19 protein-coding genes and 1 pseudogene are annotated in these 26,177 nt (G+C 72.4%); 8 read left to right on the top strand and 12 right to left on the bottom strand.

Translation table 11 applies throughout. The annotated features are described in order from the left end of the window. Positions 1-344: 344 nt before the first annotated feature. Positions 345-1,169, bottom strand: coding sequence for a GntR family transcriptional regulator (locus ASD48_RS35335; RefSeq protein ID WP_057605948.1), 825 nt, complete (start codon positions 1,167-1,169; stop codon positions 345-347). 155 nt (positions 1,170-1,324) lie between these two features. Here ASD48_RS35335 and ASD48_RS35330 point away from each other — a divergent pair, with 155 nt between their 5' ends. Then, complete coding sequence (locus ASD48_RS35330) at positions 1,325-2,173, top strand: (2Fe-2S)-binding protein (RefSeq protein WP_057605947.1); 849 nt, start codon at positions 1,325-1,327, stop codon at positions 2,171-2,173. 314 nt (positions 2,174-2,487) lie between these two features. Then, positions 2,488-3,555, top strand: coding sequence for a DUF2637 domain-containing protein (locus ASD48_RS35325; protein WP_057605946.1), 1,068 nt, complete (start codon positions 2,488-2,490; stop codon positions 3,553-3,555). A 183-nt stretch (positions 3,556-3,738) separates the two neighbouring features. Here the strand turns inward: ASD48_RS35325 and ASD48_RS35320 are convergent, their stop codons facing one another. The 4 genes from ASD48_RS35320 to ASD48_RS35305 form a co-directional block, all read right to left on the bottom strand. Further along, positions 3,739-4,236, bottom strand: coding sequence for an ATP-binding protein (locus ASD48_RS35320; protein ID WP_057605945.1), 498 nt, complete (start codon positions 4,234-4,236; stop codon positions 3,739-3,741). Positions 4,237-5,375: 1,139 nt separating this feature from the next. Continuing rightward, a complete protein-coding gene (locus ASD48_RS35315; RefSeq protein WP_057605944.1) occupies positions 5,376-6,116 on the bottom strand; it encodes a methyltransferase domain-containing protein in 741 nt (246 codons plus the stop codon). A gap of 132 nt (positions 6,117-6,248) precedes the next feature. After that, complete coding sequence (locus ASD48_RS35310) at positions 6,249-6,767, bottom strand: hypothetical protein (RefSeq protein WP_242432824.1); 519 nt, start codon at positions 6,765-6,767, stop codon at positions 6,249-6,251. Positions 6,768-6,910: 143 nt separating this feature from the next. Next, on the bottom strand, positions 6,911-7,543 hold the full coding sequence (locus tag ASD48_RS35305) for a hypothetical protein (protein ID WP_057605943.1): 633 nt from the start codon (positions 7,541-7,543) through the stop codon (positions 6,911-6,913). 222 nt (positions 7,544-7,765) lie between these two features. Here ASD48_RS35305 and ASD48_RS46245 point away from each other — a divergent pair. Further along, positions 7,766-7,930, top strand: a pseudogene (locus tag ASD48_RS46245) (helix-turn-helix transcriptional regulator); the annotation flags it as partial. A gap of 558 nt (positions 7,931-8,488) precedes the next feature. Beyond that, entirely contained in the window at positions 8,489-9,274 is a 786-nt protein-coding gene (locus tag ASD48_RS46240; protein WP_348983244.1) for a hypothetical protein, read from the top strand. A 24-nt stretch (positions 9,275-9,298) separates the two neighbouring features. Here the strand turns inward: ASD48_RS46240 and ASD48_RS35295 are convergent, their stop codons facing one another. Both ASD48_RS35295 and ASD48_RS35290 read right to left on the bottom strand, forming a co-directional pair. Continuing rightward, entirely contained in the window at positions 9,299-11,041 is a 1,743-nt protein-coding gene (locus ASD48_RS35295) for a pyruvate dehydrogenase (RefSeq protein ID WP_057605941.1), read from the bottom strand. Positions 11,042-11,103: 62 nt separating this feature from the next. After that, positions 11,104-12,735, bottom strand: a complete 1,632-nt coding sequence (locus tag ASD48_RS35290; RefSeq protein WP_242432832.1) for a protein phosphatase 2C domain-containing protein — start codon at positions 12,733-12,735, stop codon at positions 11,104-11,106. 1,220 nt (positions 12,736-13,955) lie between these two features. Between ASD48_RS35290 and ASD48_RS35285 the strand changes: the two genes are divergently transcribed. Both ASD48_RS35285 and ASD48_RS35280 read left to right on the top strand, forming a co-directional pair. Then, positions 13,956-14,939 (top strand): helix-turn-helix domain-containing protein, encoded by a 984-nt coding sequence (locus ASD48_RS35285; RefSeq protein WP_057605940.1) that lies wholly within the window; start codon positions 13,956-13,958, stop codon positions 14,937-14,939. Positions 14,940-15,014: 75 nt separating this feature from the next. Next, on the top strand, positions 15,015-15,497 hold the full coding sequence (locus tag ASD48_RS35280; RefSeq protein WP_057605939.1) for a DUF456 domain-containing protein: 483 nt from the start codon (positions 15,015-15,017) through the stop codon (positions 15,495-15,497). Positions 15,498-15,536: 39 nt separating this feature from the next. Here the strand turns inward: ASD48_RS35280 and ASD48_RS35275 are convergent, their stop codons facing one another. The 5 genes from ASD48_RS35275 to ASD48_RS35255 form a co-directional block, all read right to left on the bottom strand. After that, a complete protein-coding gene (locus ASD48_RS35275; protein ID WP_057605938.1) occupies positions 15,537-16,049 on the bottom strand; it encodes a methylated-DNA--[protein]-cysteine S-methyltransferase in 513 nt (170 codons plus the stop codon). Then, on the bottom strand, positions 16,046-17,527 hold the full coding sequence (locus ASD48_RS35270; RefSeq protein WP_057605937.1) for a DNA-3-methyladenine glycosylase 2 family protein: 1,482 nt from the start codon (positions 17,525-17,527) through the stop codon (positions 16,046-16,048). The genes ASD48_RS35275 and ASD48_RS35270 overlap by 4 nt, the downstream gene beginning before the upstream one ends. Positions 17,528-17,713: 186 nt before the next feature. Further along, positions 17,714-18,877: a ribosome small subunit-dependent GTPase A gene (gene rsgA, locus ASD48_RS35265; RefSeq protein ID WP_079074170.1), complete on the bottom strand. Its 1,164-nt coding sequence runs from the start codon at positions 18,875-18,877 to the stop codon at positions 17,714-17,716. A gap of 515 nt (positions 18,878-19,392) precedes the next feature. Beyond that, positions 19,393-20,892, bottom strand: coding sequence for a cellulose-binding domain-containing protein (locus ASD48_RS35260; protein ID WP_057605936.1), 1,500 nt, complete (start codon positions 20,890-20,892; stop codon positions 19,393-19,395). A gap of 352 nt (positions 20,893-21,244) precedes the next feature. Then, on the bottom strand, positions 21,245-22,564 hold the full coding sequence (locus tag ASD48_RS35255) for a radical SAM protein (protein WP_057605935.1): 1,320 nt from the start codon (positions 22,562-22,564) through the stop codon (positions 21,245-21,247). A gap of 149 nt (positions 22,565-22,713) precedes the next feature. Here ASD48_RS35255 and ASD48_RS35250 point away from each other — a divergent pair, with 149 nt between their 5' ends. Next, the gene (locus ASD48_RS35250) at positions 22,714-23,958 is read left to right on the top strand and encodes an FAD-binding protein (RefSeq protein WP_057605934.1); all 1,245 of its coding nucleotides are present in this window, start codon (positions 22,714-22,716) and stop codon (positions 23,956-23,958) included. 150 nt (positions 23,959-24,108) lie between these two features. Then, the gene (locus tag ASD48_RS35245; protein WP_057605933.1) at positions 24,109-25,371 is read left to right on the top strand and encodes an ROK family transcriptional regulator; all 1,263 of its coding nucleotides are present in this window, start codon (positions 24,109-24,111) and stop codon (positions 25,369-25,371) included. The last annotated feature ends 806 nt before the right edge of the window (positions 25,372-26,177 follow it).

Raw genomic sequence — 26,177 nt, 5'->3', positions numbered from 1 at the left:
GCGGATCCGGCCGCGGCCCCGGCCGAGCGCGGAGCCTCCGCTGCGGCTCCCGCTCCCGCCCCATCCCTCCCCCGGATGCGCGCGCCGTGACGGGGTGCCCGCACACTCACGGCCCAAGAGGGCGGGGCCTCTTGACCGCTCGAGCGGGCGAGGCCCCCTCACGACTTGAGGGAACGTGCCGCCCCCATGGGCCGAGCACATGAGGCGCTACTGCGCATCGAGGGGCGGAGCTGCCCGCGGGCGGGGCGGCGCTCAAGCGGGGGGGGCTCAGGCGGGGCGGCGCGGTCGCCTTCGCTCTGACCGGGCCGAGTGGGCGGCGGGGCCGCGGCCCGGCAGCGGTCGGCTCAGCCGCGTGTGCCGGCGAAGTGCCCGCGCACCAGCGCCGCCGCCCGGTCCGGCTCGCCGGCCGTCAGCGCTTCCAGCAGGGCCATGTGCTCCGCCGCGTCGGCCATCAGCTCCGCCCGCCCGCGCCGTACCGGGACGCCGGCCGGCGGCCATTGCGAGCGCCGGTGCAGCTCCTCGGCCACGCCGACCAGTTGCTCGTTGCCGGACAGGGCGAGCACCGCCCGGTGGAAGACCCGGTCGGCCTCCGCGTACGCGGCCGGGCAGCCGGAGGCCGCCGCGCGCACGCCCGCCTCGCCGGCCGGCCGCAGCTCCGCCCAGCGCTCCGCGGGGACCGTACGGGCGAGCCGCAGCATCACGGGAACCTCGATCAGCGCGCGCACCTCGGCCAGCTCGGCCAGCTCGCGCTTGCCCCGCACGATCACCCGGAAGCCCCGGTTGGGGACGACCTCGACCGCGCCCTCCAGCGCGAGCTGCTGCATCGCCTCGCGGACCGGTGTCGCGGAGACCCCGAAGCGATCACCGAGGACCGGCGCCGAGTACACCTCGCCCGGCAGCAGTTCCCCGGCGACGAGCGCGGTGCGCAGGGCGTCGAGTATCTGGCCGCGCACCGAGGCACGCTGCACCACCGGCCGGGGGCGCGGAACAGGGGGCTCGCTGTGCGTGTGCTCACCGCGCGCGGCACCCGCCGGACCGCATCTCTCCCGGTCCGCGTCCTCGCCGTACCCGGCGGAGCCCCGTGACTGCGCCGGGACCCGGGCACGGCCCTCGGCCCCCGGTACGGCCGGGGTTCCGGTACCGGTGGAGCCCTGCGCACCCTGCTCCACGGGGCCTCCTCCGGCCTTGTCGGTACTTGGGGTCATTACGGCGGGTTGTTACTCGTCCGTCAAGCACCTTAGGCGTACTGGCCGTCAGTTCAAATCCCGACCATACTGAGTAAGGTTAGGCTACCTTTAATTCCTCTGGAAACGGCGGTCCCGGCATGCCCACAGCCCCGTCGGCCACAGCGGAGGCCTACGCCCGCCTCGCGGAGGTCTTCCCCGAGCTGACCGTCACCGAGCTGGCACACGGGGAACCGTTTCCGCAGGGTGGCGGCTGGGTCGCGGCGGCCGACCTCGCGGAGGGCGGGGCGGCACTGGAGGCCTTCCTCGCCTGGGACGACGCCCAGGTCGTCCGTGACTACGGACGGTCCGCCCGCCCGGACGTCGTGGCGAGCTTCGGGCTGCACCGGTACTCCTGGCCCGCCTGCCTGCTGATCACCGTCCCCTGGTTCCTGCACCGCCGGGTGCCGCGCCTGCCCGTGACGCACGTCTCGTACGACCGCACCGGCGACGGCATGCGGATGGCCGTCCGGCCGCCCACCTCCTTCGCCTGTCTGCCGGGCGACCCGGCGGCACTGCTGCCCGGCGCCCGGGTGGTCCGGGACGAGGAGGCGCTGCGCGCGGAGGTGCGGGCCGCGATAGCCGAGCACCACGAGCCGGTGCTCGCCGGATTCGGACCCCCCGCGCGACGCCGCGGCCGCGCCCTGTGGGGCATGGTGACCGACGAGCTCGTCGAAAGCCTCTGGTACGTCGCCGAACTGCTCGGCGAGGGCGAGAAGGACCGGGCGCGACGGGAACTGGAGCTGCTTCTGCCGGGCGCCACCCGCCCCTACGTCGGCGCGGCGTCCTTCCGCGAGCTGACCGGCCCGGACGGCGCGACCCTGCCCACCCGGGACCGGGCGAGCTGCTGCATGTTCTACACACTGCGCCCCGAGGACACCTGCGCCACCTGCCCGCGCACCTGCGACGCGGACCGCGTCACCAAGCTCACTGCGGCCGCCGCGAGTTGAGGGGGCCTCAGGCGCCCCCGGGGGACGGGGCATCGCCGGACGTCCCGTAAGATCACCCGGACGAGACTCCTCCCAGGGTTACGGGCAATTCACAATTCCCTCACTTGCCCCGGGAACTTTCCGAGGAACCACCCGTACGGGTAGTCTTATTCGAACTCAACTCCCGCCCCTCAAGCGGCAGTTCGAGCAGAACGTCGCCCTGGGCATCCCCTTGCACTTCCTTGGCGGCCTCTTGCCCCGAAACCCCCTGAGGGACGGCGGGATTGCGCCACTATGGCGGGCGTTACGCCCTATCCCAATGCAAGGGACCCCTGATGAGATTGACCGACATATCGCTGAACTGGCTGCTTCCCGGCGCCGTACTGCTCCTGGGCATGCTGGCGGCGGTGGCGGTGCTCGCGCGCGGCAAGCGCTCCTCCGGGGCAAATGCGAGCGCGGACGATTCGTGGGAGCGTACCGAGGAGCGCCGCAGGCGCAAGGAGGCCATATATGGCACCGCCTCCTATGTCCTTCTGTTCTGCTGCGCGGCCGTTGCCGCCGCCCTCTCCTTCCACGGCCTGGTCGGCTTCGGCCAGCAGAACCTCGGCCTGACCAACGGCTGGGAGTACCTGGTCCCGTTCGGCCTCGACGGCGCGGCCATGTTCTGCTCCGTGCTCGCGGTGCGCGAAGCCAGTCACGGCGACGCCGCACTCGGCTCCCGGATACTCGTGTGGACGTTCGCGGGCGCGGCCGCCTGGTTCAACTGGGTGCACGCGCCCAGGGGCCTCGGCCACGACGGCGCGCCGCAGTTCTTCTCCGGCATGTCCCTCTCGGCGGCCGTGCTCTTCGACCGTGCCCTGAAGCAGACCCGCCGGGCCGCGCTGCGCGAGCAGGGCCTCGTGCCCCGTCCGCTCCCGCAGATCCGCGTCGTGCGCTGGGCGCGTGCCCCCCGCGAGACCTACAGGGCCTGGTCGCTGATGCTGCTCGAGAACGTGCGCAGCCTGGACGAGGCCGTCGAGGAGGTCCGTGAGGACAAGGCCCGCAAGGAGGAGACGAAGCTGCGCCGCCGCGAGCAGCACCGCGTCGAGCGTGCTCAGCTGAAGGCGATCAGCCGGGGCCACGGCAGCCGCTTCCCCGGCCGCGGTGGCGGCGGTGGTGGCCGCCAGGTGGAGGCCCCGGCCGCCCTGGAGCCGGCCACGGCCGAACGGGTGTCCGCGGAGCCTGCCATAGCGAACTCGGCGGAGCAGCTGCCCGTACGCTCACGGCCCTCCCTGCAGCCCGTACGCCACTCTTCTGACTCCTCCCTCACCGTCGACCTCACCGCGGAGGACGACACCATGGCCCTGCCGCGCCTCGACTCCCTGGAGCGCAAGCTCAAGGACCTGGAGCAGCAGTTCGGCTGACGTGTGATCAGTTGGCATGGGAAGGGGGCGCGACCGCCGAGGCCGCGCCCCCTTCCCGTTGCCCGGCGCCCGGCGCCCGTTGCGCGTTGACCGGCGATCGCTGCCCGCTGCCCGCTGCCCGCTGCCCGCCGCATGGCGGCCGCAGGTCCACGGTCGCCCGCGGGCTCGCCCGGCTGCCTCCGCTCACGCGGCTCCGGCGCCCAGCTCGAACCAGACGACCTTGCCGCCGCCCTGCGCCCGTACCCCCCACGTGTCCGCGAGGGACTCCACCAGGACCAGACCCCGGCCGTGCGTGGCCTCGTCGGCGCTCGGCACCCTCGGCCGGGGGCGGTGGGCCACGGAGTCCCGCACCTCCACCCGCAGACCGGTCGGTGAGACGGTCGCCGTCAGGACCGCGTCGTCGTCGGTGTGTACGAGCGCGTTGGTGACGAGTTCGCTGGTGAGCAGTTCCGCCGTCTCCGACCGCCCCGGCCTCCCCCAGCCCCGCAACAGTTCCCTGAGCGCCCGCCGTGTCTCGGGCACCGCCCTCAGGTCGGCCCGTCCGAGTCTGCGACTGAGCTGCGACGCACGGTCCTGCCGGTCCTGCTCCACCACGTCCTCGGTCCTGCTCTCCCCCGCCTGTCTCGTCGCCGAGGTGCCCGCGATCGCCGTCGGACCGCTTCCCCGTGCCTGCCTCTCCATGACCCCCGCCCGCGTGTCGATGTGGGTTCCCCTCCTGCTCGAACACGTTCACGGGGATCCTTGCCCGGTCGGCACCGCGCCAGTCATGTCGAATCATCGACGCCCGGGTGTTCGGCCATGTTCGGGCGGGCGTCCAGGAACTGCCGGGAACGGGGAGACGTACGACAGCACTGTTCGGGCCGTACGGGAGGCGGCCGCGCACGACGTGTCCGCCCCTCACCCGAGCACGACCGGAGTGAGCACGGTGACGGCGCGCTCCTCCCGCGCGCCACGTGCCCCCTGGGCCGCGGGTGACGTCGGTGACGTCGGCGTGGTACGCACCGCACAGGCCGGTGCCGGTGGACCGGGCCGTACGGCCGCCCCTGATCCCTCCGCAACCGGCGCCCGGCGGGGAAAGCCCTGGTCGACGTGCCGGTTCCGCTTGGCGGGGAGGCACCGGGGCAAGGGGCGGGCCGCCGGACGTAGAGGGCGATCGGCCCGGATTCCGGGCGAAGGGGCTGCCGTACGACAGCGCCGACGCTTCTTCGGGGGGCGTGCACCCGCGCAACGGCACCTGCCCGTCAGCCTCCCTCGCGAGCGGGAGTGAGCCGGCGTATCCACGGTGCGATACGGCCGCCTCCCCGGCCGTCCCGACCGTCTCCGAAGCTACGCGCCGAGGCGGCGGGCCGACCGCCGGACAGCGGCCCGTCCACCGACTCGCCCCTACCTACCTGGCCGTATGCAAGGAAGGACTGGGGCAGCAGCTACCGCCCCCACCGCCCCGTCCGCCGACCTGCACCACGCCACCGCGCCGAATGCGCCCTCGCGCGGCCGCTGAGGTTGGCCGGAATCCACCGGTGCGTGAACGGCCCTGGCGGGGAACAGGGTTGGACGGACCGCCCATCGAACCGCCCCTCGATCCGTGGATTCCCCGCACGCCACCACGAGCCGTGCCGCGTACCGGCATCCGTCCGGCATCCGTCCGGCCGGACGACCGAACAACCGCTGGACCACCGGAAGTCGGTGGGACCGGACCACCGGACCACCGGACCACCGGACCGACGCACCGACGCACCGACGCCGGTATCGCTCATGTCGGGGCGGTGGGACCTGGGGCCTGTCCGGCGAGGGGAGGCCCTCACGTCTCGGCGCGGCGGAACCTACGGCTTGTGGGATACCCAGAGCAGTTCCGCCGGCCAGCGGTGTGCCCAGTCGGGTGGGTCGGTTTCGTTGTAACCGTTGGGTGTGCCGGGTTCGGGCCGCGCCTCGATGAGGTCGTCGATGACGAGACCCGCGCCGCGCAGGACCTTGACCCAGTCGCCGTAGGTGAGCTGATAGCTGGTCGCACCGTCGTCTTCGGCGATGGTGTTCAGCCCGAAGTAGTCCTGCTGCAGCGTCGTGGTCACGCGGCCGGCGGCTTCGTCGTAGCAGGCTTCGAACCATGGGCTGGCGACGTTGAACACCAGGCGCCCGCCCCGGTCCAGGACGCGTGCGGCCTGCGGGACGGCCAGGTGCGGGGGCGCCCAGCTGAGCCCGCCGAAGTCGCAGAACACCAGGTCGAAGCTGCCGGTGGCGAAGGGGAGTTGTTCGGCGGCGCCTTGCACCAGCGGGTAGCGGGCCGCTCCCATCGCGCGGGCCGCTGCGGCGAGTTGGGCTTCGGACAGGTCGAGCCCCACCACGGTGGCGCCCTCGGCTGCGAGCGCCCTGGACCACTGGCCGGCGCCGCAGCCGAGTTCGAGGACGCGCTTGCCGGTGACGTCGCCCAGGACGTGCAGGTGCGCGTCGGGGATGGAGTACATGCCCCACAGCCGGGGCGCGGCGCCGATCTGCGGGTCGTGCTCGTGCTGGTAGGCGCTGCTGATCCGGTTCCAGAGCCGCCGGTTGGCGGGGATGCTGTCCACCTGCCGACTCCAGCACCGCCTGCCGGTGGCGGTCAACACGATTAGGGCACCGGCCTGCCCTCGCCTCGGTCCTCCAGGGCGCGCGGCCGCGGCCGCGCGCCCTGGCTCGGCCCGTGAGCCGCCGGACGAGCCCTAGCCGGCCTCGACTCCCTTCGTGCCGATGTGGAAGATCTTGTGGGTGCCGCGGGTCATGTCGACGATGAGCTGCGTGGTCTCGCTGCCCCAGGTGAGCGTGACGACGGCCTCCGTGTAGTTCGCCGTGCCGTTGTCGGTGACCTTCCAGGCGAGCGGGACGTTCTGCGCCCGCAGCACGCCGTCGGCATGGTTCTTGTCCTCCCAGGCCGCCAGCTCCTTCTGGAAGGCGGGGGTGAGGTAGTGCTTGCGGAGTTCGTCCGCGAGCTTGCCGCCGCCCTCGTCGGTCACCGCGTCGGTGTAGGCACCGTAGAAGTCGGCGATGCGCGTGATGTTGTCGGACGGCTTGCCGCTCACACTGCGCGGGCTGCCGGCGGAGGCCTGCGCCGTCACGCCGAGACCGAGGGCCAGCGCGAGCCCGGCCGCCAGAGCGGTACGGCGGCGGGCGTTACGGAAACGGTTGCTGCTGCTCTTGCCGACCGTGTCGTTGCTACCGGCCGTGCTGTTGTCGCTGATCATGTGCGTGTTCCCCGTGTGTCTCTTGTGTGCGGCCTGTACGGCCCGACTGGTGGCTGTGTGCTGGTGGTCATACGGGGCCACCGACCCTCCCGACCCCCGTGGCGGGAGGGCGGCGGCCCCGGTTCTTCCTCGGTGGTCGTGTGTCAGTGAAGCTTGTTGACGGCCCTGACGGTCGTCTTCTTGAAGGCCTTCACCGGGGCGTCGCCGAAGTCGCCCAGCCGGCCCCAGTCCACGACCGTCACCGTCGTACCGTCCCGGCCGACGGAGAGGAGGCGGATGTCGGTCGCGCCCCAGGAGGTCTCGGTGTGCAGGCCGTAGACGTGGGCGCCTTCCTCCACGTCGAGCTTCCCGTAGTCCTTGAGCGTGGCCTCGACCTCCGGGTCGGCCTGCTCGATCCACGCGGGGCAGGACTTGATGTCCTGGTTCACCCGGGCGAACCGGCCCTTCGCCGCGCTGACGCTCGGCAGTACGACGCTCACCTGGCGGGCGCTCGCGTCGAGGTCGGTCCGGAAGTCCCGGTACCAGGAGTCCCGGCCGTCGCCCAGCGCCGTGCCGAGGCAGCGGTCCACCTCCACGTCCGGGGACGCGCCGGCGGTGATCCTCCCGGCCGTCCAGGACGAGCCGGGGTGCGGCGGAAGGTCGGCGGCCGAGAGGAAACCCGGCGGTCGCGGGGTGGCGGCGCCCGCCGGTACGGCGAGTACGGTGCCGAGGGCGAGGCCCGCGGCCGTGAGTGCGGTGAGCCCGGTGAGCGTGCCGGCTCGGGTGCGCTTGGACATGGGTGTCCCCCGTGAGTGAGTGCATTGCTGTGGGTGGTCACCACGACGCCGGTTGGTCGGTCCGGCCCTGGTCGGTGCGACACCAAGAGCATCGGCGGTACGGGCGGCCCGGTGCAACGGTCAGCGCCCGATCGGCCGAGGTGGAACCATCCCAGCCCATCTGACGTGCAGGTATATGAGTGCCTGGGATGACCGCCGGGCCGGACGAACACAGGGAGAACGGTGCCGACCGACGACGGCGTGACCGATGTGACGGAGTTCGCGGCGCTGCTGACGGAACTGAAGGGGCGCACGGAGCGCAGCTACGGCTCCCTGGCCCGTCGGCTCGGCATGAACACCTCGACGCTGCACCGGTACTGCGCCGGGGAAGCGGTTCCCCAGGACTTCGCCCCCGTCGAACGGCTCGCGGAGTTCTGCGGGGCGACACCGGAGGAACGCCTCGAACTGCACCGTCGGTGGCTGCGAGCTGTGGCGGCCCGTCAGCGGGCCCGGACCACGGCGGCTTCGGAGACAGCGCCGGAACACCGGGAAACACCGGAAGCCCTGGACGTCCGGGAAACACATGCGGCCTACGAACGGTCGGAAACACCAGGAACGGCAGCCTTACGGGGAACGCCGCTAACACCGGCAACGCGTACAACTCGGGAAACGCCGGCACCAACCGGGGCGCCGGAAACACCGGAAACCGCAACGCCCTCGGAGACCGAGAAACCCTCCGCAACACCGGTAGAAACCGCACGCCCTCCCACGGCAGGCACGCAAGCCCGGAAACCGGACGGAAACCAGGTACCGCCTCGCCGTTGGTACCGCCGCCGGCGCATCACGGTCGCCGTCGGTGTCTCCTGCGCGCTGCTCGCCACCCTGGGAACACTGTCCGCGCTGCCCGGCGGCGGCCGCCCCGCGGCCTCCGGCGACGTCGGCCGGTCCTCCGGTTCCGCCACGGCCGTGCCCAGGACGACGGTGCCGTCGCACTCGCCGACGCCAGGAGTCGGCTCGACCACCTCCCCCGCACCCGGCACCGGGTCCCCGTCCGCCCGCCCCGCCAGGAGCTCCCCCGCCCCGGACACCTCCCCGGCCGGCGGCAAGGCCACGAAACCCGCGGCGGGCATACCGCTCGCCTGGACCGTCGACTCACAGATCTGGGCCCTCGGCTGCAGTCACGACTACGTCATCGACAAGCCTCCGGCGCAGGTTCCGCCGCCCCCGGCGGAGCAGGACGCCGGCCCCTGGGCGACCGCCCAGGGAGCGGTGCACGGGCGGGAGACCGACGTGGAGATCTCGGTGCAGGGCCGCACCTCCACGGCCGTCGTGCTGACGGCGCTGCGCGTGCGGGTCGTCGGTCGGGCCGCACCCACGCCGGGCACCGCGTACGCCATGGACCAGGGCTGCGGCGGTTCCCTCAGCAGGCGTTACTTCGCGGTCGACCTGGACAAGGACCGTCCCGTGGCGCACTCCGTCGCCGGCAACGACGCGGGCACGCCGATCCCGGCGGTGAGCCTGCCCTACCGCGTGTCCAGCACCGACCCCGAGGTGCTGCTGGTCACGGCACGGACCGAGTCGTGCGCCTGCGACTGGTACCTCGAACTGGACTGGTCGTCCCAGGGCCGCACCGGCACGGTCCGTATCGACGACCGCGGCCGCCCGTTCCGCACGAGCGGCATCAAGGGGCTGCCGCGCTACTGGTACGGCTCCGAGGACGGCGAACGTCGGTGGGTCCCGACCGGCGACTGACCCACCCGACCGGCCGCCACCCTCCTACGGCCGGGGCACGTTGCGCAGGTTGGAGCGGGCCATCTGCAGCATCCGGCCCACTCCGCCATCGAGAACGATCTTCGAGGCGGAGAGCGCGAAACCGGTTACCATCTCGGCGCTGATCTTCGGCGGGATGGACAGCGCGTTGGGGTCGGTGACGATGTCGACGAGGGCCGGGCCCTTGTGCCGGAAGGCGTCCTTCAGCGCGCCGGCCAGTTGTCTGGGCTTCTCGACGCGCACACCGTGGGCACCGCAGGCGCGGGCGACGGCGGCGAAGTCGGGGTTCTTGTTGGTCGTGCCGTACGAGGGCAGACCGGCGACCAGCATCTCCAACTCGACCATGCCCAGCGACGAGTTGTTGAACAGCACGACCTTCACCGGCAGGTCGTGCTGCACCAGCGTCAGGAAGTCGCCCATCAGCATGGCGAATCCGCCGTCGCCGGACATCGACACGACCTGCCGGCGGCGGTCGGTGAACTGGGCACCGATCGCCATGGGCAGCGCGTTCGCCATGGAGCCGTGCGAGAAGGAGCCGATGACACGACGCCGGCCGTTGGGGGTGAGATAGCGGGCGGCCCAGACGTTGCACATACCGGTGTCGACGGTGAACACGGCATCCTCGTCGGCGAGTTCGTCAAGGACGGCGGCGACATACTCCGGATGGATGGGAACGTGTTTCTCCACTTTCCGCGTGTACGCCTTCACCACCCCCTCCAGCGCGTCGGCGTGCTTCTTCAGCATCCGGTCGAGGAAACGCCGGTTGTCCTTGGCCCGCACCCGCGGGATGAGACAGCGCAAGGTCTCCCGTACGTCGCCCCATACGGCGAGGTCCAGTTTCGATCGTCGGCCGAGGTGTTCCGGGCGTACGTCGACCTGGGCGATCTTCACGTCGTCGGGGAGGAAGGCGTTGTAGGGGAAATCGGTTCCGAGCAGGATCAGCAGGTCGCACTCGTGGGTGGCCTCGTACGCGGCCCCGTAGCCGAGCAGGCCGCTCATCCCGACGTCGTACGGATTGTCGTACTGAATGTGTTCCTTGCCCCGCAACGCATGCCCCACCGGGGACTTGATCTTCCCGGCGAACTCCATGACCTCGGCGTGCGCGCCGGCCGTGCCGCTGCCGCAGAACAGCGTGACCTTGTCGGCCTCGTCGATCATCGCGACCAACGCGTCGATCTCGGCGTCGCCGGGGCGGACGGTGGGCCGGGCGGTGACAAGAGCGCTTTCGACGGCTTTCTCGGGCGCGGGCCGGTCGGCGATGTCACCGGGCAGCGACACGACGCTGACGCCGCTGCGCCCGACCGCGTTCTGGATGGCGGTCTGCAACAGCCGGGGCATCTGTTTCGGGCTGGAGATCATCTCGCTGTAGTGGCTGCACTCGCGGAACAGCTGATCGGGATGGGTTTCCTGAAAATAACCGAGACCGATTTCGCTGGACGGAATGTGCGAGGCCAGGGCCAGCACGGGGGCCATGGAGCGGTGGGCGTCGTAGAGGCCGTTGATGAGATGCAGGTTGCCGGGCCCGCAGGACCCCGCGCAGGCCGCGAGCTTCCCGGTGATCTGGGCTTCCGCACCGGCGGCGAAGGCGGCCGTCTCCTCGTGCCGGACGTGAACCCAGTCGATGGCGGGGTTGCGCCGCACCGCGTCCACCACGGGGTTGAGGCTGTCCCCCACGACACCGTAGAGGCGCCGCGCCCCCGCGCGGGCGAGGATGTCCACGAACTGTTCCGCGACGTTCTGCTTGGCCATGGATCGACGCACCCCTTCGGTCTCCTCGGGTCCTTGACTCCACAGTGGCCGCGGCGACTCGGTTACGCCTCCCAGACGGCCGCCGCCGTGCGGTCGTCGGCGTAGCCCTTCACCCTGACCCGGGTGTCGGCGAGGAAGGCGGCGAGGCCGGGCGGAGTGGGGCCCGACCAGCGTCCCGCGAGGTACGCGGACAGCTCCCGCTCCCCGCGCAGGGGTTCGGCCATGCCGTCCGTGCACATCAGGAGCGTGTCACCCGGGCGGGCTACGGAGGCACGGAAACGGAAGGGTTCGCGGGGCGGTCCGGGGTCCGGGTCGTAGGGGTTGGGCGGCGTGGTGATGCCCAGGTCCATGGTGAGCCGGTCACCGTCGGGCGTCTCGGCCGGCAACGAGCCGAACCCGACGACCGGTGCGCCGGCCACCTCGCCCACCTGCGGCTCGATGTCCCGCCACACACCGTCGCGCAACCGGAACAGGCCGCCGGCGCCGACGCCGAAGAAGACGCGTGTACGGCAGGCGGGGTCGGCGGGCAGGAGCAGACAGCGCAGGGTGGCCGCGTACTCCTCCGGTTCCAGGCCCTGTTCGGCGGCGCTGGCGCGGAGCCGGCCGAGGCTGCGGTCGGTGAGCCGGTGCAGGCCCGACTTCAGATCTCCGCGCCTGGCCGCCCTCATGTCCTCGGCGAGCCGGACGTGACTGCTGCCCACGGCCCGCCCGATCCACCGGCACACCTCGGCGGCCGCCCGATGCGCGCCCGGGGTCGCCCGGGCACCGGTCGCCATCGCGACCAGGATCAGCGCCTGCTCCCCCGCGCCGAAGCGGGCGGTGAGGAACGAGTCCCGGCGCGGCTCCCCCCGGTACCGCGCGGAATCCCCCCGCACCGACGCGGCCCGCAGTGCCCAGACTCCGTACCGGGCGCCGTCCAGGACGGTGTCGGCGACGAGATCGGCGAGGTCGTCCGGGTCGGCGGGCGGTAGAGCGGTGGGCTCGGCGTCGTAGGTGGGCGGCCCCGAACCGACGTAGTCCTTGGAGGTGGACGACGGCGGGACGGCGGGCAGGGCGGGCAGGCCGGGGACGGTGGGCGGATGACCCGGTGGGGAGGTGCTCGGGGAGACGGGGGCGCGTTCGGCGTCCGGCTCGCGCTCGGGCGCGGGTGCGGGGTCCTCCGCGTACAGGGGGGCCGCCGAACCGTCGACGGAGGTGGTGGGGGCCTGTGGGGGCGGCGGCGCGTGGGCCGGCACGGGGGGCACCGGGGGCGGTGGGGGCGGCGCGGCGGAGGAGGCCGGCCCGGTGCCCTCGCCGGCTGCGGCCGCGGTCGCCTGTCCGGCGGGTGAGCGCGTCGGCGGTGCGGGCGGGGTGGACGGCGGCGCGGGAGGGGCGGACGGCGCCGGAGGTTCGGAAGCCTCGGGGGGTGTGTCCGTCGACGCGAGGCCTTCGGCGGTGGACGGGGTGGGGTCGTGGGGCGGCCGCTCGGCGAATCCCGGCGGCAGCGGGCGGGGCGGGAAGTTCGTAGGACCGGAGGGCGTGGCCGGCGGCGGCTCCCAGGGAGCGCGGTGCCGCCCCTGCCTGCCGGCACCCCGGTCCGTCTCCGCGGCGCCTGCACCGGCACCGGCACCGGCACCGGCACCGGAATTCCGCTCGACGACGTCACGCTCGACGACATCCCGCCCGACGACGTCACGCTCTGGACTGCGCCCGATGTCGTCGCGGGCGGTGTCCTGTCCTCCGCCCCGTCCCGACTCCCGTCCGCCGCCCCGTCCGGAGTCCCTCCAGAAATCCGATCCGGTGTCCCGCCAGAAGTCCGATCCGGAGTCCCGTCCGGTGCCGGGCTCGGCGTCGCTCCAGCCATCACGCCCGTCACCATCGCGTCCGGCACCGGCAGCGCCACCGGCACCAGCACCAGCACCAGCACCAGCACCAGCACCAGCACCAGCCTGCTCGGGGTCCTGCCCGGCATCCGGCCTGGCATCCGGCCCGGCATCCCACGGGGTGTCCCACCCGGCGTCTCGGCTGGAGGCGGGCTCGGGAGCGGACTCGGGGGCGGACTCGGGGGCGGATCGGCTCCGCGGCGGCGGAACGGTGGGCTCCCGGGACGGCGGTGCCCCTGCCCTCGTGGCGGACGACGCGGACCACCAGTCGGCCTGCCCGGCGGAACCGGACCGCTCGGCACGGGGTGCCGGCACCGGTCCCGCGCCGCCGCGGGCGTCGGCGCCGCCGGAGTCGTCGCCCCCTGTGTCGCCCGCGCCCTTCGGGTTCCGCGGGGCCGCCGTGGACCCGGGGCCGCCGATGTCGTCCGGCGTCCCCGCCTTCTCTCCCGCACCGCCGGTGCGCACCGCTCCGGCGGCCGAGGCGAAACGGTCGTCCAGGGAGTCTGCGGTGCGCGCGGGCCCCGTGTCCTCGGTGGCATCGTCGTACAACTGCCCCCACCAGTCGTCCTCGTGACCGGTGGGCCTTCCCCCCTGCTGGCTCATGCCCCCGATTGTCCACTGCGCGGGCCGGATGAAAACGGGGCATCCGGAAAATGCGCCACCGCACGTGTGTCGAACAGCGGGCCGAGTGACGCCCTGAACGCCAGTGCGAAGCACGATGCGACAAAGGTCGCCGGGCGGTTCCACCCCCCACGGGAGAACCGCCCGGCGACATGGGGTGACCCGGACTCATATCCCCTATGCGCCCCTGCGCGTCATGAGTCGGATCACGTTCTCGAAAGGTTTCCGGGCCGCGGCGTCGTGGCCGACCGGCCCGAGTCTGTACGGCGCTTCTGGACCTCCGCTGTGGATGATCAGTGGATGATCACGTGTTTCCGCCGTGGCCACACCTTGGCAGAGTGACCGGCGGTACGGCGATGATGTGCGGCGGCGGGTTTACGCCGTGGCTGTTTCCCGCCATTCACGGGACGTCAGAAGGAGGGAAGCACCCGATGCTGGGAGCGATAGGGCTGGACGGGACGCACGAGTCGGCCTACCGGGCGCTGGTGTCCGTGGGGGCCGCCGACGTGCCCGACCTGGCGCGGCGGCTGGCCCTCGGCGAGCACGACACCGAACGTGCGCTGCGCCGGCTGGAGCGGCACGGTCTCGCCGCGCAGTCCTCTGGTCGCCCCGGCCGCTGGGTGGCCGCGCCTCCGGGCGTCGCCCTGGGGGCGCTGCTCACCCAGCAGCGGCACGAGCTGGAGAAGGCCGAGCTGGCGGCGGCCCTGCTCGCCGAGGAGTACCGGGCGGCGGCCGCCGAACCGTCCGTGCACGACCTGGTCGAGGTGGTGACGGGCGCCGCCGCCGTCTCCCAGCGCTTCCTTCAGATCCAGCTCGGGGCGAGCGAGGAGGTGTGTGCGCTGGTCACCGGCACCCCGGTGGCCGTGACGGGCGGCGAGAACGACGCCGAGGAGCGGGCGACGGCTCGCGGGGTGCGCTACCGCGTCGTACTGGAGCGGGCGGTGCTCGACCAGCCGGACGGCATGGCGGAGCTGACCGCCGCGCTGGGCCGGGACGAACAGGTGCGGGTGATGGACCGGGTGCCGACGAAGCTGGTCGTCGCCGACCGCTCGCTCGCCCTGGTGCCGCTGACCGGCCGCTCGGCCGAGCCCGCAGCGCTGGTGGTGCACGCCAGCGGATTGCTGGAGCTGCTGTCGGGCCTGTTCGAGTCGGTGTGGCGGGAGGCGCTGCCGCTGCGCCTAGGCGCGGCCGGCGTGGCCGAGCAGGCCCCGGACCGTCCCGACGCCACCGACCTGGAGATCCTGTCCCTGCTGCTGGCCGGGATGACCGACGCGAGCGCGGCCAAGCAGCTCGACCTCGGGCTGCGGACCGTCCAGCGCCGGGTGAAGGGGCTGATGGAGCTGACGGGAGTGACGACCCGGCTGCAACTGGGCTGGCACGCGTACGAACGGGGGTGGGTGGCCCGGGAGCACTGACCGTACGCGTCGGCGCTCGCCCGGCCCCGTACGGCTTGACCTGCGCTTTCTCCCTGACTCGGGCACCCTGGGCAGATGGGAGTGGGTCAACTCCTGCTGGTCGGAGTGGTCATCCTGCTCGGCCTGTGCGGAGTGCTGGTGCCCGGTGTGCCGGGATCGTGGCTGGTGTGGGCCGCGGTCCTGTGGTGGGCGCTGGAGGATCCGCAGCCGGCCTCCTGGGTCGTGCTGGTCGGTGCCACGGTCGCGCTGTTCCTGTCGCAGGTGGTGCGCTGGACGCTGCCACCGCGTCGGCTGCGGGAGAGCGGCGCGACCCCCCGGATGGCGGCGTACGCGGGGCTCGGCGCGTTCCTCGGCTTCTTCCTGCTCCCCGTGATCGGCGCGATCCCCGGCTTCATGGGCGGCATCTATCTCTCCGAACGTCTCCGCCTGGGCCGTCACGGCGAAGCCCGGGCGGCCCTGCGCACGGCGATGCGCTCGGGCGGCTCCAGCGTCCTCACGGAGCTGTTCACCTGCCTGTTGATCATGGGGGCATGGCTGTGGACGGTTCTGTGGGGGTGAAAGTTCTGCGGATGACCGTCTGAAGGTGTCGGCTCCCCATCAGGCGAGCGGCCGGAACCGCTCCTCGATCGACCCCTCCAGCTCGAGCAGCCGCACCTTGCGCTCCAGCCCGCCCGCGTATCCCGTCAGCGAACCGTCGGCGCCGATCACCCGGTGGCAGGGGCGCACGATCAGCAGCGGATTCGCGCCGATCGCCCCTCCCACGGCCCGTACGGCCATCCGCGAGGCGCCGACACGGGCCGCGATCTCGCCGTAGGTCGTGGTCGCCCCGTAGGGCACGGTGTCGAGGGCGCTCCACACCAGCTCACGGAACTCGGTGCCGTCACTGCGCAGCGGCAGCCGGAAATCCTTCAGCTCGGCGGCGAAGTAGGCGGCGAGCTGTTCCGCCGCGGAGCGGAAGGGCCCGGGGTCGTGCCGCCAGCCCTCCTGGACGGTACGTCCGCCCTTCTGTCCGGGCACGGAGAGGGAGGTGAGGGTGGCGTCGGCGTCGGCGGTGAGCAGCAGGGGGCCGAGCGGGCTCTCCACGCTGGTCCAGTACGTCAGGTCGGTCATCGTTCCTCCGCGGCGCGCAGGTGGTGCAGGGCATAGGTGCGCCAGGGGCGCCAGCTGTCGGGGACGTCCACGCCGGGCGGCACGACGTCGGGGTCGCCGAGGGCACGGGCACGGATCTCCGCGATCGTACGGGCGTCCAGTCCGGGCAGTGCGAGCAGCGCCTCCTGGGCGTCGTCCCGGTCGACCCCAGGGTCCAGCCGTACGGTGCCGTCGGCGAGGGCGGTGGCGAGGACGCGCAGCGGCCCCTCGGATCCGGAGCCAAGCCCCGCCCCGGAGTCAGGTCCGGACCCCGACTCGGATCCCGACTCGGACCCAGGCCCGGATTCGGACTCGGCACCGGGCCCGGATTCGGACTGCGCCAGGACGGCCGGCTCGGGGAAGAGGTGGGTGAGGGTCCCGCAGGGTGCGTCGAGGGCCTTGCCATAGGCGCGGACGAGGCGCTCGGCGGCCGCCCGCCCCACCACCGCCCGCACCGCGTACTCCTCCGGATCGGCGGCCCCCGGCGCACGCAGCCCGGGCCGGGCGGCGACCAGCGGGGCGAGCCGCGGATCGGCGCCGAGCCGCCCGTCGACGGCGTAGGGGTCGGAGTCGAGGTCGAGCAGCCTCCGCAGCCGCTGGACGGCCGTGGTGAGGTCGCGCGGATCGGTGAGATGCAACCGGGCGTCCAGCCACCCGCCCGGGTGTACGGCCGAGGCCCGGCCCGGGTCACCCGCACGCTCGTCCACGGCGACGATCCCGGTGCCGTACGGCAGCCGCAGCGTACGGCGGTAGGTGCGCGCACCGGGCGGCCCGCTCACCTCCTCCACCCCGGCCACGGCCTCCCGTCGCAGCAGGTCGAACACGGCGCCCGCGTGGTACGGGCCCCGGTGCGCGAGCCGCAGCGGGATCCCCGCGGACGGGGTGGCGGTACGGCGGGTCGCACGGACCGCGGCCCGCAGTTCGGTCGGGGTCGTCGCGTACACGGTCCGGACGGTGTCGTTGAACTGGCGCACGCTGGCGAACCCGGACGCGAAGGCGATCTCCGTGACCGGCAGGCCCGTCGTCTGGAGCAGGACCCGCGCGGTGTGCGCGCGCTGCGCCCGGGCCAGGGCGACCGGTCCCGCGCCGAGCTCGGCGGTGAGCTGCCGCTGCACCTGGCGGGCGCTGTAGCCGAGCCGTGCGGCGAGCCCGGTGACGCCCTCCCGGTCGACGATGCCGTCGCCGATCAGCCTCATGGCCCGGCCGACGACGTCGGCACGCGCGTTCCAGTCGGCCGATCCCGGCACCGCGTCCGGACGGCACCGTCGGCAGGCCCGGAAACCCGAGCCCTGCGCGGCGGCGGCCGTCGCGAAGAAACGCACATTGCGGCGTTTCGGCGTCACGGCGGGGCAGCTGGGCCGGCAGTAGATGCCGGTGGTCTCGACGGCGAAGAAGAACTCGCCGTCGAAACGGGCATCCCTGCTGCGGACCGCCTCGTACTGCGTGTCCTGGTCCGTCATGGGCTCCAGTCTTCGCGCCCGGGAGAGACGGTGCTAGCGGAAATCGGACGTGACGTTGGACCGGAAACAGGTTGCCCGGCAGGCAAGAGTTTCCGGCCCCCACGTGTGCGTTACCGAGACCGGATGGCGCTTCCGGAACAGACGCGCGTCACCGGATCGGACACGCGTTACCGGATCGGACACGCGTTACCGAGGCGGAGCGGGTCGCCACGGCCCGCGCCCACGCTTCGCCTCACCCGCGGCCCGGCCGGCGGCCTGCTTGCGCTTCCAGTCCTGGCGGACGTCGGCGCGCATGCGGGCGTCGGACTTGGCGACGATCCACTGGTTCTCACGGACCAGCTTGTGATAGCTCTCCAGACGGCGTGTGGGGAGCCGACCGTCCTCGAGGGCCGCCCGCACCCCGCACCCCGGCTCGGACTCGTGGGCGCAGTCGTGGAAACGGCAGTCCCGCGCGAACTCCTCGATCTCCGCGAAGACCTGTCCGACCCCGGTGCCGGCGTCGTAGAGGCCGACACCGCGCAGTCCGGGCGTGTCGATGAGGACGCCCCCGTCGGGCAGCGGCAGCAGGTTGCGGGTGGTGGTGGTGTGCCTGCCCTTGCCGTCCATGTCGCGGGTGGCCTGGACGCCCATCACGTCCTCGCCGACGAGCGCGTTCGCGAGTGTCGACTTGCCCGCGCCGGACGCCCCGAGCAGCACGGAGGTGCCCCGCCCGAGGAGCGCGGCGAGCTCCTCGACGCCGTCGCCGTCGCGCGCGCAGACGGTGAGCACGGGCACCCCGGGGGCGCTCGCCTCGACGTCCTCGACCAGGTACGACAGCGCGACCGGGTCGGGCACCAGGTCGGCCTTGGTGAGCACGACGACGGGCTGGGCGCCGGACTCCCAGGCCAACGCCAGGAAGCGCTCGATGCGGCCGAGGTCGAGCTCGACGGCCAGGGACATCGCGACGACGGCGTGATCGACGTTGGCGGCGAGGATCTGACCCTCGGACCGCTTGGAGGAGGTGGAACGTACGAAGGCCGTACGGCGCGTCAGAAGTGTCTGTACGTACCGCGGATCGGCGTCCTCGGGGTCGACGGCGACCCAGTCGCCCGTGCACACGACCTTCAGCGGATCACGGGGAACGACGAACTCGGTGTCTGCCCGCACGACTCCCGCCGCGGTGACGACATCGCACAGCCCACGGTCGACCCGCACGACGCGGCCGGGCAGCAGGCCCCGCTCGGCGTAAGGGGCGAACTCGGTTTCCCGGTCGGCGTCCCAGCCGTACGCGGCGAGAGGCGACGGCGAACCCGAAGGGGAGGAAAGGGAGGTGGAAGCAGAGGAAGCAGGGGAAACGGATGAGGAATGCAAGGGGGACCCTTCACAGGGGCGGCCCCGGCAGCGCTCGCGCAGGCGAGACGGAAGAAGTGGTCAGCCGGAGACCGCGGAGGTGGAGTGAACGAACGTCTGGTCGCTGCGAACAGCACCCTTCTCGGCGACAGTCATCGGTCACACCTCCCGTTCCTCAGGTTCCTCACACGGCTGACAGCGCGGCCGTCGGCCGCGCACAAAGCTCACTCAGAATAGGGGCGCGGTAAACCGGTTGCCACCCCTTTTCCGGCCCGCTCGCCGACATCGACTCGCGCGCGTGGCCGACGCGGCGGCCGCACCCGTCCCGGATCACCCGGAACGGCCTCGCGCACGGTGGATCGCCCTTCGCGCACAGAGGCCTCGGACGCGCAGAGGGAGAGGGTGAGAGGGGCCGAGAACCCCGCCCCCTCTCCGTCCTGCGCTCGGCTTCCGCATTCCGTCGGTGCCCGGCTCAGCGACGCCCGTCGGTGCCGGGTTCAGCGACCTCCGTCGGTGCCCGGTTCAGCGGTCGGGCGTCAAGAGCTCGTGCACGTCTTCCCGTTGAGGGTGAACGCGTACGGCGCGCTGTTCTTGTTCTGCCAGGAGGCGAGGAACCCGAAGGTGAGCGTGCCGTTCGCGGAGACGGACCTGTTGTAGTCGGCGGCGGTCGCGGTGACCCGCGAGCCGTCCTGGGCGAGGCTCGCGTCCCACATCTGGTCGACCTTCTGACCGTCACGGAAGGACCAGGCCACGCGCCAGTCGTCGAGCGTCACGGCGGTGGTGACGGTGACGGTGGCCTGGAAGCCGTCGGGCCACTGGTTGACGAGGTCGTACGTGGCCTCGCAGGCCGCCGTCTCCTCGCTTCCCCCGGCACCGGCGGTGGCCGAGGAGGTGCCCTGGGGCTCGGGGTCGGGCTTCCCGGCGTCGTTGCCGCCGGTCGCCGAGGGCGTACCGCTCGCGGACGCCGCGGGGCGGGACGAGGACGGCGCGGCGGAGGTGGCGGGATCCGCGGACGGCAGGACGGAGCCGGGACCGGCCACCGGGGTGCTGTCCGCGGGGTTGCCCTGGGCGACGTTCTCGCCGCCGCTGCCGCCTCCGGTGTCGCCGGGCATCATCGACACGGCGAGTGCCACCACGGAGACCAGGACGGCGGCGGCGAGCATGCCGCCCCGCAGCACGCGCGCCCTGCTCGCGGCGGCCTGCTCCGCCGTGCCCTCCGCGTCCGGCGCGTCCGGGCGTCCGGCGCCGAGGCGCACCTCGGCGGCCCGGCGGCGGCGCTCCAGGTAGGCGAGGCCGCCCCAGCCGATGACGCCCTGGGCGAGAGCGGCGGGCAGACCGCCCCCGTGCAGCCGCAGACAGGCGGCTGCCTCCGCGCACTCCACGCAGGTGGCGAGGTGACGGGAGAGGTCGGGGGGAGTGTCGGCGGCGGGCGAGCGGGTGACGGCGTCCAGGAGCCGGACGTAGCTGCGGCACTCCGCGTCCATCGGCGTGTCGAGATGGTTGCGGTGGCAGCGGTCCCGGAACAGTCCGCGGACCTGGTTCAGCTCCTCCACGGCGGCGGTCGGGTCGAGGCCCTGCCTGCGGACCACGGCCTGCAGCGGCAGCGCCTCCACCTCCGCCAGCCAGAGCAGAGCGGCGTCGGGTTCCTGCATGTCACGCAGCCCGCGCAGGGCGATGGGACGGCTCAGGGGCGGTCCGACGTACCGTGCGGCCTTGTCGGAGTTGAGCCACAGGCGCAGATCGGGGTCGAGTTTGTGGCCCTGTCCCCGGGCCTCCCAGGTGGCGGCCGTGGTGCGTACGGCGGTCAGCAGCAGCGGGATCCGGGGCAGCCGGGAGGAGCGACGGCCGGCACCTCGTGCGGTACCGTCCTCGGCGGCGCGGGCCTCGCGTATGCCGAGTGCGAACGCCTCACGGGCCAGCTGGTTCGCCGCGGTCGAGCCGGACGTGCACAGGTCGGCGTACGACAGGACGGCGTCCCAGCACTCGGAGAACAGCGCGGCCTCGGCGGCGTCCTTCGGGGTCGGCAGGTCGGGCATGAGTCTCCTGCATCCACAAGCGAGGTCAACTCACCATGACGGCAATGGAGTTGGGGGGAACCTCGCGGCAGGGGCAGAGCTTTTCACGTTTCCAACACAACTGACAAGCGCCCTGTTCAGATGTCATGTCAGGACAGCAGGACAGACAGCTGAACGGGACGCCGGGAAGACGGCCGCGCCCGGTACTCCGGCCTCCAGTACGGACGCGGACCGCCCTGCGTTCACTCCCGACGCCAAGTTTCGACACCGGTTTCGCAGACTTTTTCGCAGACTGCTTCGCGCCTTGTCCCGCGCCTCGTTCCGCGGGTTGTTCCGCGGGTTGTTTCGCGGACCGTGGTGACCGTTGCGCGGACTATACGGTCGCCGAGTCCTCTGCCGGAAGGCTGTCCATGAAGGAACTGACGGAGAACACCGCGCGGCCGGGTCCGGGCAGTCCGTAGCCGGGAGGCGAGGAGAGACCGAACTCGTCCATGGTGGCGCGGTAGGCCTCCAGCAGCCGGATGTGGTACTCCAGCGGCGCACCCTGCGGGTTGGCCTTGCCCAGCGGGGTGGTGGGCTCCGGGCACCAGGTGGTGAAGCGCGGCGTGATGCCCTGCGACATGAAGAAACGCAGGCCCTCCGTGGTGGAGGCGATGGCCTCGTCCACGGTGGTGAAACCGAACGGCTCGGCCATCTCCACCCCCGCGACGAAGTTGGGGATCACGTTGCGCGCGCCGAAGATCTCCGCCGATTCGAGGATCCGCTTGTGCCACTCGTCGCGGCCTACGTAGCGCTCCTTGCCCGGGCAGTACAGCTCGAACAGCCGGCGGTCCCACACCTCGTAGTTGGGGTGGTAGATCTGCACCCCGTAGTCCTTGAAGCGCTGTACGTCGTCGCGGGGCAGCGCCTGGGCGACGACCTTGCCGATCCAGCGGCCCGGGAAGCGCTCCTCGATGGCCTTGGCGTAGTGACCGTAGAAGTCGGCCTCGTCCCGGCCCGCGACGGTCTTGGTGATCGCGCCGCCGGTGAGGGTGTAGGCGGTGGACGCCTTCTGGGTGTCGTACCGGTCGATGATCTCCAGGGCTTCGAGGACCTCCTCGACGTCCTTCACGCCCGTGTACGGCCGGCCGGCCGCCTTGTGCTGGCGCCAGTTGTGGTTGATGTCGCAGTACTGGCACTCCTCCTTGGCGCCGAAGTACTGACACACCCGGAAAACGGTCAGATAGATCAGGTAACCCCACTGGATCGTCGGGGCGACCTCCATGACGGACTTCCCGTTGGAAAGCTTGTGCCGGTAGTACTCCGGCATCGGCGGCACGCCGACGTCGGCAATGCGCTTTCCGTCGAGGTACAGCCCGAGCAGACCTTCGTCGTCCGCCGCGACGCGGTACGGAGAGGACGGATTCACCCGGACCGAGACGACCGTCCGCCGCAGGTCGTAGGGGCCTCCCGTGAGGATGATCTCCTCCGGCGGACGGCGCAGCGCGGCCTCGCCCAGCTCGGGCAGGGTGCCGTGGTCGAAGGAGAAGATGAAGTAGGACTTCGGTTTGACCTCGCCCGACTCGTTGTCACTGAGGGCGGAGGGGTCGAAGGCCACGCCTCCGCGCAGCAGGTCCTCCTTGAAGACGGCCTCCCGCGGAACATGGGGAAACCGCTCCATCAGATCCTCGACCAGCGCGGTACGGCTGTCCATCCGTCTCTCCTCCCGGCTCAGGCGTACGACTCCTCACGGTATGCCCCCGACCGCGCGGTGGTGGGGGCGGGGGCCTCGTGTTGCGGGCAAGGTAGGTTCCACCTGGGAATTCCGGGTTCTCGATCTCCTCGGGAGGGGCGAGCAGTCGCATGACCGAAACCGTTACCAACTGGGCCGGCAACATCACCTTCGCCGCCAGGGAACTGCACCGTCCGCGTTCTCTCGACGCGCTCCGCTCGCTGGTGGCGGGGAGCGGGCGGGTGCGGGTGCTGGGCAGCGGGCACTCGTTCAACGAGATCGCCGAGCCCGGCGTCGACGGGGTGCTGCTGTCGCTGGGCGCGCTGGCCGGTGAGGTCGACGTCGACACGACGGCCCGGACCGTGCGGGTCGCGGGCGGGGTCCGGTACGCCGAGCTGGCGCGCCGGGTGCACGAGCGCGGGCTCGCGCTGCCGAACATGGCCTCCCTTCCGCACATCTCGGTCGCCGGGTCGGTGGCCACCGGTACCCACGGGTCGGGGGTCGGCAACGGCTCGCTCGCCTCGGCCGTACGGGAGGTGGAGATCGTCACCGCCGACGGCTCGACCGTCGTCATCGGACGCGGCGACCGGCGGTTCGGCGGGGCCGTCACCTCACTGGGCGCGCTCGGCGTGGTCACCGCGCTCGTCCTCGATCTGCAGCCGGGCTATGAGGTCGAGCAGCACACGTTCACCGAACTGCCTCTGGAAGGACTGGACTTCGAGACGGTCGCCGGGGCGGCGTACAGCGTCAGCCTGTTCACCGACTGGGATGCGCCCGGCTTCCGGCAGGTGTGGCTGAAACGGCGTACGGACGAGCCTCTCGCCGACTTCCCGTGGGCCACGCCGGCCGTGGAGGCACTGCATCCGGTACCGGGGATGCCGGCCGTCAACTGCACGGAGCAGTTCGGGGTGCCGGGGCCGTGGCACGAGCGGCTGCCGCACTTCCGGGCGGAGTTCACCCCGAGCAGCGGGAACGAGCTGCAGAGCGAGTACCTGCTGGCGCGCCGGCACGCCACCGAGGCGCTGTATGCGATCGACGGTATCCGGCAGACGGTCGCCCCCGTGCTCCAGGTCTGCGAGGTGCGTACGGTGGCCGCCGACGAGCAGTGGCTGAGCCCCTCCTACGGGCGGGACACCGTGGCGCTGCACTTCACCTGGGTCGAGGACACGGCGGCCGTTCTCCCGGTGGTGCGGGCGGTGGAAGCCGCGCTGGACCCCTTCGAGCCGCGGCCGCACTGGGGCAAGGTGTTCGGGGTGCCGGCCGACGTGGTGCGCGGGCGGTATCCCCGGATCGACGACTTCACGGCCCTCGCGCGGGTGCTGGATCCGGCCGGGAAGTTCACCAACGCCTTCGTGCGGGACGTCCTGGCAGGCTGAGCACGCGACTCCGGGCGACTTTATAAAGCCCCTTTCCTAACCCCTTGTCGAACGGTTCGGCAGCCCATAGCCTGGCGCGGCGCCGGTGCCGTCGCAGCGCGGGCCCGCCCGCCACGCAGAGGCACGGAAGGGATGAGGGGGCACGCTGGCATGAAGCGCGGCACATCACGGGACATCCGCACCGCGAACCGCTACGAGGTGCTGCGTCAGATCATCGCCGCCTCGCCCACCTCCCGGCAGGAGCTCGCGGCCGCCACCGGTCTCTCGCTCGCCACCGTCGCCACCCTCGTCGGCGAGCTGCTCGACCTCCGCATGATCACCGAGGTCGGGTTCGAGGATTCGGCGGGTGGCCGCCCGCGGGGCCTGGTGGCCGTCAACGCATCGGGGGGCGCGTTGATCGGCGTGGACATCGCGGAGACCTACGTCCATGTCGAGCTCTTCGACCTGGCGCTGAACGTGCTGGCCCGCGCCGAGGAGAACATGCGGCCCGGCGAGAGCCGTCCCGAACAGGTGGTCGGCCATGTCGCCGCGGCCGCCGGTTCGGTGGTCGCGCAGGCCGGGGTCGAGGCCGCCCGGGTGCTCGGCGTCGGGGTGAGCGTGCCGGGGCAGGTGGACCGGGCCACGGGTATCTCCGAGTACGCGCCCAACTGGGACTGGCACGACGTGCCGTTGCTCGACCTGCTCGCCGAACACATCGCGTATCCGCTGTACTTGGACAATCCGCTGCGCGCGGGCGCGGTCGCCGAACTGTGGTTCGGGGCGGCCCGCGGGCACGGGGACGCCGTGGTGGTCAACCTGGGCACAGGTGTCGGGGCCGGCCTCGTCCTCGGGGGCGGGCTGCACCGGGGCGTCAGCAACAGCGCCGGGGAGTGGGGGCACACCACCCTCGTGCTCGACGGCCGGCTGTGCCGCTGCGGCAACCACGGCTGTGTCGAGACGTACGTGGGCGCGCCCGGCATCATGCAGAACCTGCGTGAACTCAGCCCGCGGAGCCCTCTGTTGCATCCCGACGACCAGACCGCCACGATCGACGCCCTGGCCGCCGGGGTCGCCGCGGACGACCCGGTCGCCGTCAAGGTCGTCCGCGACACCGCCCGCTACCTCGGCGCGGGCATCGCCAATCTGGTCAACGTGCTCAACCCCGAGGTGGTCGTCCTGAGCAGCTGGGTCGCCGCCCGGCTCGGCGAACCCCTGCTCGAGGAGGTGCGGGAGGCGGTCGCCCGGCACGCGCTGAAACGGCCGCTGGCCGCCAACCGGATCGTCCTCTCCCCCATCCCCACCGACCCGGCCTGTCTGGGCGCGGCGACGTTCGCGCTCGAAGGGGCGTTGCAGTCGGTCGGTCAGAGAAACGCCAAGCGCACCGTTTTCACCGGCGCGAGGAGCCGTACCGCGCCGCCCGCCCCGCCCGCGTGAACCAGGCGGAGCCGCACCACCTTCACGACGACGGAAGGGATGCAGTGTTACGCGCACCGAGGATCACGTAGGTCCTCGGCCCGAGGAAACCCCGAGAAACGCGGCGCTTCGCCTGCCGTGACGGTGACGGCACACCTGCCGGAAAACGTTCTCACAACGCGCTGCCCGCCGACGCGGCCGGCGGCACCGGCATCCCCGTGCGGGCGGCTGCGAGCAGCAGTCCAGCTGCCGCACGACGCACAGGAGGCACCGGAGGCACCGGAGGCACCGGAGGCACCGGAGGCACCGGAGGGATACCACCGCAAAGACACCGGCCGCCGGCCGGCGACCGGAGCGGGCGTCGCGCACACCTGGGCGGCCCCCCTCGCCGGTTCACGAACGCCGGCGGAGCAATCGGCGCGCACGCCGGTGACAGCCTCCCGGGCCGGTTGCCGAACGCGGGCTGACAGCGCGCCGGCCAAGCGAACGGCGGGTGCTCCGGCGTCGGCGACCGGAGGCCCGTCGACGGATCGACAGTGATGCGGGGCCCAGCCGGTGGTGACCGCCTGCGCGACTCCCGCGCGGCCGCGTACGCGGGGCCGGCGAGGCCCTGACCAGGCGACAGCCGCCGCAAACACCCCACTGACCGAGGGCCGCCGGCCCTGACACCGGCGGCCCTCAACCTCCGTGTGACGCAACCGCGTTACCCCTGCGCCAGCCTGTCCACACCCTTTGCCGCGTCCCCTCTCGTTCGCCATTCCGAACCGATCACAACGCTTCGAACAGACTTCGTCCAACCCCTTGCCGAAGGCTTAGCCGAAGGTTAA

This window comes from Streptomyces sp. Root1310 (genome assembly GCF_001426425.1).
GTDB lineage: Bacteria > Actinomycetota > Actinomycetes > Streptomycetales > Streptomycetaceae > Streptomyces.
Note: the sequence above shows the minus strand (reverse complement) of the source record. Positions and strands in the feature narration are given on the sequence as shown.